The sequence below is a fragment of the Pseudomonas lactis genome, assembly GCF_001439845.1.
In the GTDB taxonomy this organism is placed as follows: Bacteria; Pseudomonadota; Gammaproteobacteria; order Pseudomonadales; family Pseudomonadaceae; genus Aquipseudomonas; species Aquipseudomonas lactis.
In genome coordinates this window covers 1-6,485 of sequence record NZ_JYLO01000029.1, presented here as the reverse complement: position 1 = coordinate 6,485, position 6,485 = coordinate 1, and the positions used below count along the sequence as shown (strand labels likewise).

General features: G+C 58.3%; 11 protein-coding genes and 1 pseudogene. 9 read left to right on the top strand and 3 right to left on the bottom strand.

Translation table 11 applies throughout. The annotated features are described in order from the left end of the window. Together TX24_RS29930 and TX24_RS32085 are read right to left on the bottom strand one after the other, a co-directional pair. Nucleotides 1-271 (bottom strand): annotated as a pseudogene (locus TX24_RS29930) (hypothetical protein); the annotation flags it as partial. 144 nt (nucleotides 272-415) lie between these two features. Further along, nucleotides 416-559 (bottom strand): hypothetical protein, encoded by a 144-nt coding sequence (locus TX24_RS32085; protein ID WP_157255591.1) that lies wholly within the window; start codon nucleotides 557-559, stop codon nucleotides 416-418. A gap of 126 nt (nucleotides 560-685) precedes the next feature. Between TX24_RS32085 and TX24_RS32080 the strand changes: the two genes are divergently transcribed. After that, nucleotides 686-1,216: a hypothetical protein gene (locus TX24_RS32080; RefSeq protein WP_157255590.1), complete on the top strand. Its 531-nt coding sequence runs from the start codon at nucleotides 686-688 to the stop codon at nucleotides 1,214-1,216. Between the two features lie 783 nt (nucleotides 1,217-1,999). Here TX24_RS32080 and TX24_RS29920 read toward each other — a convergent pair. Next, the gene (locus TX24_RS29920) at nucleotides 2,000-2,725 is read right to left on the bottom strand and encodes a LexA family transcriptional regulator (protein ID WP_057712087.1); all 726 of its coding nucleotides are present in this window, start codon (nucleotides 2,723-2,725) and stop codon (nucleotides 2,000-2,002) included. Between the two features lie 109 nt (nucleotides 2,726-2,834). Between TX24_RS29920 and TX24_RS29915 the strand changes: the two genes are divergently transcribed. From TX24_RS29915 to TX24_RS29880, 8 genes are all read left to right on the top strand, one after another. After that, nucleotides 2,835-3,062 carry a helix-turn-helix transcriptional regulator gene (locus TX24_RS29915; RefSeq protein WP_057712086.1) on the top strand — a complete coding sequence of 76 codons (228 nt, stop codon included), beginning with the start codon at nucleotides 2,835-2,837 and terminating at the stop codon, nucleotides 3,060-3,062. A 29-nt stretch (nucleotides 3,063-3,091) separates the two neighbouring features. Then, complete coding sequence (locus TX24_RS29910) at nucleotides 3,092-3,286, top strand: hypothetical protein (RefSeq protein ID WP_040267807.1); 195 nt, start codon at nucleotides 3,092-3,094, stop codon at nucleotides 3,284-3,286. Between the two features lie 19 nt (nucleotides 3,287-3,305). Continuing rightward, complete coding sequence (locus TX24_RS29905) at nucleotides 3,306-3,551, top strand: hypothetical protein (RefSeq protein ID WP_057712085.1); 246 nt, start codon at nucleotides 3,306-3,308, stop codon at nucleotides 3,549-3,551. Nucleotides 3,552-3,638: 87 nt separating this feature from the next. Continuing rightward, nucleotides 3,639-4,457, top strand: a complete 819-nt coding sequence (locus TX24_RS29900) for a Rha family transcriptional regulator (RefSeq protein WP_057712084.1) — start codon at nucleotides 3,639-3,641, stop codon at nucleotides 4,455-4,457. Beyond that, entirely contained in the window at nucleotides 4,454-4,777 is a 324-nt protein-coding gene (locus TX24_RS29895; protein ID WP_057712083.1) for a hypothetical protein, read from the top strand. The genes TX24_RS29900 and TX24_RS29895 overlap by 4 nt, the downstream gene beginning before the upstream one ends. Nucleotides 4,778-4,800: 23 nt before the next feature. After that, complete coding sequence (locus TX24_RS29890) at nucleotides 4,801-5,499, top strand: helix-turn-helix domain-containing protein (protein WP_244175964.1); 699 nt, start codon at nucleotides 4,801-4,803, stop codon at nucleotides 5,497-5,499. Continuing rightward, nucleotides 5,496-6,251: a replication protein P gene (locus TX24_RS29885; RefSeq protein ID WP_057712081.1), complete on the top strand. Its 756-nt coding sequence runs from the start codon at nucleotides 5,496-5,498 to the stop codon at nucleotides 6,249-6,251. The genes TX24_RS29890 and TX24_RS29885 overlap by 4 nt, the downstream gene beginning before the upstream one ends. Next, entirely contained in the window at nucleotides 6,248-6,436 is a 189-nt protein-coding gene (locus TX24_RS29880) for a DUF1382 family protein (protein WP_057712080.1), read from the top strand. The genes TX24_RS29885 and TX24_RS29880 overlap by 4 nt, the downstream gene beginning before the upstream one ends. The last annotated feature ends 49 nt before the right edge of the window (nucleotides 6,437-6,485 follow it).

The following is a 6,485-nucleotide window of genomic DNA, read 5'->3' as shown; positions in this document are numbered from 1 at the left end:
GCCGGGCGTTCGCCAGTTCGTCCGCCGCCAGTGCCAGTTCAGCGACCGTGACGACCTGAGGCCTACGCAGGCGCCTCTGGAACTTCACATCCTGACCGAAGCGCACCAGCTGCTCGGTGGCGTTGTAAAGCCACTCCCTGCGGGCAATCTCCACCGCCGACTCACTCACTGGAGGAGGCAACCGGGCGTCGTGCATGGCCTGACAAATCTTCAATGCTGCGTTCATGGTCGCCTCCATGGTGGCGGGTTGTTCACCTGTATTCGTCAACACTCATTCCTCCCGCTGGTTGCCGATGGGCGCGGGGTGAGTGCTGACGTAATAGAGGCGCGTAAAAAAGCCCGAACATTGCCCGGGCTTTCGGTGCGACACATAGACCTCCCTACGTGACGCCGGGGTGAGTTTTTGGCGGGACTTTCAGCGCCAGAACGCCGAGAGCCCCAGTCGAGAACGCCAGCGCTCACGATGGAAGCGCAATGGACCGGTTGGCAGGACGTCATCAGGTGGCGGTTCTGGCCGCGCATGGCTGAGCGCTGCGCCGATCAGGAACAGTAGGAGCATGGGTTACCCCTGCGGAGTGAGTTTCTTGAGGGCTGACTTGCCAAGGCCGCGAATCGACAGCCGAAGGTGCCCGAGGTCTTTCTTAACCCTCTTGCGCTCAAGGATGAAGTGCCAGGCCCTGGTGCAATGCACGCACTCCTGATCGGCGAGGAAGTCTGCAATCTCATCGATCTGCAGCCCGACCATTCCATAGCCGCAGCTGGACGGCTCTCGGTGCTGGAACGCTTCCCAGATGTGAGTTTTGCGGCGGTGCTGCTCATCGTGCAGGATTTCGTGATGCTCGCCATTCGGCCACGGCAAAATCCCGATGATGTCGTCATGCGCACTGGCAGGCCGTGGGCCGATCTGGTCGTAACCGTTCTGGCACTTCCCAATGCAAATCCCGATTACGCGGGTAAGGCGCTTGATCTGCTGGAGGCACGTTTCGTGCGCGGCCAGCGTGATTACCACTTTCCGCTCGAAGTTCATGTGCGCTCTCTCCGGTTGTTTTCCCAATGCCCGCCGCTCTGGATGGGCATCAGTGAAAAGGTCCGTCATGCAGAAACTGACCGTGCCATTTGCATTAGGCGCTTGCGCTTATCTGTAGCCATCGCCGCATCACCGTGCCAGCCGATTCGCTTACACCAGATCACCCAGTGCTTTTCCCGCTTCGCCTGAACGATGTATTCGTCGCGCAGGCATGCTTGTTCGTTCGTCATCGTTTTGCCCTCCGGGTTGATTTCCCGTCAGGCCCTATTGCGAAGGCCTATCGGTGAAATCCCAGGCCCGCTACTGGCGACGGCCTGGGTTTGTTGCGTCATCGGTGCTGGCCAGTTACCCGCCGCTGATTGCAGGGCTGACCGTTCGTCTTCGTGGGTGGGCTTCGAGCTTCCTACTCACAGCGTCAAACAGCATCTGTTCGCTGTGGATCACAGGTCCTTACAACATGCACGCTACAGCTCTGAGTGCCCTGATTGAGTGGGGCAGGGTGCATGAGGTCCGGCGGTCCCAGCCGAAGCTATCGGGATCGCTAATTCTTGAATTCGGCGTTTCATCTCCACCACGCGCATCGCCCGATTCATATCTCTAGTCGGCGTCACACATTTCGTGGACGGTGTTCTTCGCCGACCGGCTTGCGTGGTTTCGCGTACTCACATGCGGGAGTACGGCCAGTTCCAGAGCTGGCGTGGAGATCGAATTTATTGTTCGCACTGTGCCCGTTGCCGGGGATCGATCTGCGAAGGTCCTGAGCTGTTAAAGAGCGGTCAGGCCCTGAGGCCCTGGCGAGTCCCTGTTGGGTGACTCGATGGAGTGAACATTACGCGCTGTAATATTCATCGTCAATACTCCGCGTAATATATTTTTAAGGCTGCGTAATAAATTACAGCCGAGGCTGCCCGGGTTCCGAATCGCAGGCACAAAAAAGCCCGCTCAGTGGCGGGCCTTGGTGGCAGTGGTGGGCTATTTCTTTTTCGGAGATCTTCGGACGGTGGACCACCAGAACACACGGCCCAGCATCTTTATCTCGTCTCGGTACTGCTCAGAGGTCATGATCTCGTCGGGGAACTCGTCGGCGTTCTCGCTACGGATGCGAATAGCTCCCGCTGGCAGACGGTACAGGTACTTCACTCGCAACATGCCCCCATGGTTGAAGGCGTAAATCTCCCCATCAATGACCGAAGTGTCCGCGAGGTCGAAGCCAATTGCGGCGCCATCCAGTATGAGCTTTTCCATACTGTTGCCGCGCACCCTAGCTACGGCAGCGTTTTCGCACTCAACCCCCGCAGCCCGTAGTGTTGCGTTGCTGAATCGCAACGTTCTATCTGCAACTTCCATGACCTCAGTCATACCGTCTCCACCGGCAAACTCGACTTCTGCATAGTAGGGGACTTCGCACTCGTCGTCCTCTACCGGATCACCATCACTCCAAACTGCCATGTCGCCTATCAGCTCGGCGTTTGCTTCTACTACGCGCGCAGCCGGTGGCGCCGATCCGTTTTTAGGGAACATTGGGGGAAGGCCGAGGTAATCCAGCAGGGAGCCGACCTTCTCAAGAGATGGCTCGCGCCTGCCGCCAAGCCAATGCGCGACGGCGCCCTGCGTGACGCCCATCTGCTCGGCGACCTGGTCCTGGGTTATGTCGAGTTCTTTCATTCTGGCCTTTGCCAGTTCGTACCATTTTTTCATCTGCCAATCATTACGCCCTGTATAGCTGCGCACCAGTCACAGTGCGTAATGTCGCTTGCGCAATAAAATTACAGAAAGTAATATCTGCGCAAGAACACGGAGAAACCCTATGTCCAACATGAAGACGATTCGCGAAAAGGTCGGCGTCACCCAGGCCGCATTGGCCAAAACGGTAGGCCTGACCCAAGGCGCTATCGCTCATTACGAGAACGAGCGCCGCAAGCCTGGCCTTGAAGAGTGCCGACGCATTGTCGACGCCCTCAATAGCTACGGCGCCGCCGTGACACTGGATGACGTTTTTCCACCAATGAATATTCCGGCCCAGTCGGCCGCATAACCCTTTCGAACAACCACGGAGCCTCACCAATGGCATATGACGACACCCGCCACCTGAAAGACCGGGAGATCAAGTCCCGCTATGACGATGAAACCTATGAAGCGTTAAAGGCTGTGGCCCGCCTGCACAAGCTGCAGCTGGCCGTGTTTGTGCGCATGTGCGTCGAGGAGAAGTTGGAAAGCATCGTTGAACCGAATGCTACCGGTAAACACATGCAGGCCTGAAGGCCCTGAAGGAGGCTATGTGCCTGAAACCACGATCTGCCACGGGATCGATGGGCGCCTCTACGAGAAGCTTGAACGTTTGGCGAAGGATGCGGGCATGACGCCCGACGAATACGCCGCAAAGCTTGGAGCAGAGCGTTTTTTCGAGAAGACCAGGCCAAGAGGCGCCGGAAAGATCCGGCATCTGCCAACAACAAGGCGAGAACCGCCGAAGCCCGGAATAGGGCCTGAAAAAGGAGGGACTGATGAAGACCTCAACCAATAAACCCAAATCGCAGGCACAAAAAAGCCGGGGCGCAATCCCGGCTCTTTTTACAGCGCTTGCAAAAACTGTATCAACGTGGAGCTGATTATGCATACGTCGAACACTGATGTACAGGCCCTCAATAATCCCGCGCCACATTTTCCGCAATCGCAAAACGTGGCGCGAGAAGTTTCAATGTCCAGTTCCGAAATTGCGGACCTGACCCGGAAGCTGCACAAAAACGTAATCCGTGACATCCGAGAGATGCTCGATGAGCTGAAGAAGGATGGCTCAGATGTGAGCCATGTCCGTGAAGAGCTGGATTCGCGTGGGTACACCTCAAATCTGCACCTTGATCGTGAGCTGACCGAACTGCTTCTGACCGGTTACAGCGTTCCGTTGCGGCTCAAGGTGATTCGTCGCCTGAATGAGCTTGAGGCTCAAAACAGGAAATCGGTCGCTCTTCCTTCCTACGCCGAAGCCCTGCGTCTCTATGCCGACCAGATCGAGCAGACGGAGGTGCTTCGCGTCGAGAACCACCAGCAGGCCGAGAAGATCGCCAGCCTTGAATCCATCTTCCAGGTCGGCATGACGCCCACGCAGTTCTGCAAACGCCTCAATGGCGTGAACTGCCAGCAGGTGAACAACGCGCTACTTGCCCGCAAATGGATATTCAACTCGGAGCGCGACGAGAAGCGCTCGGTCAAGTTCCGTGTCGGATCAATCGCCCGCGACAAGTACCTCACCGAGAAAGTTACCAATATCTCGAACGAAGGCATGGATACCTTCGCCAAGTACACACCGATCCTTCTGAAGGAGGGGGCCAAGCGCCTGCACGACCTCTACATGGCACAGAAGCTCCCCATGAAGAAAACGTGGGACGGCCGGTTCTGCCACTGCAAGGCGACCGAGGAGGACGTGGCATGAAATCTCCTACCTACCAGCAACTGATCGAACGAGCTGCCCTGACAGCGCTTGAGCTGTTCCAGGCGCAGACCACTAAAAAGGCCCTCAAGGCTGAGCTGCGCTCGCTGTACGACACCTACTTCGAGGCCTATGGCCGTCCTGATGGCGCATTCGATCCGTACAACGAAGCCTTTCATCCTGTCGTCAATTTCACCGAGGCTCAGTTCCAGCGTGTGCGCACAGCCAAGAAGGCCGAGTACAACGCCCTTCGCCGCCACCACACCGCTTTGCGTGCCCTTGACGCATACCGGCCTGCCAAGGCTATGCGGGGTGCAGCGTGAGTATGGAGTTGATGGTAAAGGCCATGAAGACCAAGGTCGGCAACCCTCTACGCAAGCTGGTGCTGATCAAGCTGGCCGACAACGCTAACGACGTTGGCGAGTGCTGGCCGTCCTACCAGCACATTGCCGACCAATGCGAGATCGACCGCAGCACTGTTCGCCGCCATATCAAGCATTTGGAGGAGCAGCGCCTGCTGAAAATTGAGAACCGCGATGGGCCTAAAGGCAACTCGTCGAACCTCTATTTGCTGACCCTTGGGGGTGTAGGCACAAACAGCACCCCTGTAGGCCCAAAAAGCACAGGTGTAGGCACACCGCCTACACCCCCTGTAGGCCCAGAAAGCACCAGAACCAGTCACTCTTTTGAACCAGTCATTGAACCAGTAGAGCGGCCGGTCGCTAAAGCTCCCTCGCGCACAAAGGAGAAGGCTGTGAAGTTCGATCCGCTGCACGCCAAACCTTGCAACGTGAGCGACTCGGCATGGGCTGACTGGTGCCAGCACCGCAAGGAGATACGCAAGTCGCTGACCGCCACCACCTGCGCCAAGCAAGCCAAGACCCTGGCAGGCCACCACGACGCTGACGCCGTGATCATCCAGTCCATCAGCAACGGCTGGACCGGCCTGTTCCCGGACAAGGTTTTGGCGGGTGGCAGGACTGTCGGCAACGGGCCGGACTTCTACGACCAGTCGTGGCGCACCGATACGAGTGATGACCTATGAAGAACGTCACTCAGATGATCCCTGGTGCTGCGCGGGCCCTGGCCACCGCCGCCCCTTATCAGGCCCCGGCGCAGACCGTAACCCAGCTGGGCGTTGTGGATGACGCCACCGGTGAAGTGGTCGAGCGCCTTTTTCGGCAGTTGCAGGCCATCTTCCCGGCGCACAAGCAGGCATGGCCGGACGACAAGGCCAAGGCCGCCGCGATGCGCAACTGGACAATGGGTTTCATGGCCGCCGGCATCCGCACGCTGGAGCAGATCCGTTATGGAATTGAGCAGTGCCGCAAAAGCGGCTCGCCGTTCGCCCCAAGCGTCGGCCAGTTCATAGGCTGGTGCACGCCTGGACCTGAGGCGTTCGGCTTGCCAGCGAGCGCTGACGCGTGGGTGGAGGCGTTGATGGGCGTCTACAGCCACGAAGGTGTGCGTGTCGCGGCCAACGAGACCGGAATATTCGACCTGCGCACCGCCAAGCAGGAAGACAAGGGCCTTCGCCAGCGCTTCGACCACAACTACGCCGTGGTGATCCGACGGGCCCAGGAAGGCCAGCCGCTTGACGGGAAGATCCTCACCGGGATCGGCCACGACAGCCAGAAGACGCCCTTCGAGCTCGCCAACGAACTGGCCGACCAGCAGGTCCAGGCAAAAATCATTCAGCAAGGCATCCCGGCTGACGGGAAGTCCGCCCGCGAGCTGCTGCTGGCAAAAATGAACATCAAGCGCGATGCACAGCGCGGCGCGGAGCATTCGTCATGAAACGAGCAAACCCAGCACAGCTACGCCAATCCCTTGAAATGGCGAACACCATGGTCAAGCACGGAATCCGTTTCGTGTGCATGCCGGTGGTGGATGAGGCGGACTTAGCCAATCTCGCCAGCCAGGCCGCTGAGCGCTTTGAGCGCATGGCATTGATCGCAGAAGCAGCGGAGCAGCGGACATGAGCAATCACACCAAAGAAGAATGGCTGGTAGACCGCCAGGACTATTGCGT

Excerpts from the sequence above, each read along its gene's own strand:
- TX24_RS32085 (WP_157255591.1), bottom strand. The coding sequence starts at position 559 with ATGCTCCTACTGTTCCTGATCGGCGCAGCGCTCAGCCATGCGCGGCCA.
- TX24_RS32080 (WP_157255590.1), top strand. The coding sequence starts at position 686 with ATGCACGCACTCCTGATCGGCGAGGAAGTCTGCAATCTCATCGATCTG.
- TX24_RS29920 (WP_057712087.1), bottom strand. The coding sequence starts at position 2,725 with ATGAAAAAATGGTACGAACTGGCAAAGGCCAGAATGAAAGAACTCGAC.
- TX24_RS29915 (WP_057712086.1), top strand. The coding sequence starts at position 2,835 with ATGTCCAACATGAAGACGATTCGCGAAAAGGTCGGCGTCACCCAGGCC.
- TX24_RS29910 (WP_040267807.1), top strand. The coding sequence starts at position 3,092 with ATGGCATATGACGACACCCGCCACCTGAAAGACCGGGAGATCAAGTCC.
- TX24_RS29900 (WP_057712084.1), top strand. The coding sequence starts at position 3,639 with ATGCATACGTCGAACACTGATGTACAGGCCCTCAATAATCCCGCGCCA.
- TX24_RS29895 (WP_057712083.1), top strand. The coding sequence starts at position 4,454 with ATGAAATCTCCTACCTACCAGCAACTGATCGAACGAGCTGCCCTGACA.
- TX24_RS29890 (WP_244175964.1), top strand. The coding sequence starts at position 4,801 with ATGAAGACCAAGGTCGGCAACCCTCTACGCAAGCTGGTGCTGATCAAG.
- TX24_RS29885 (WP_057712081.1), top strand. The coding sequence starts at position 5,496 with ATGAAGAACGTCACTCAGATGATCCCTGGTGCTGCGCGGGCCCTGGCC.
- TX24_RS29880 (WP_057712080.1), top strand. The coding sequence starts at position 6,248 with ATGAAACGAGCAAACCCAGCACAGCTACGCCAATCCCTTGAAATGGCG.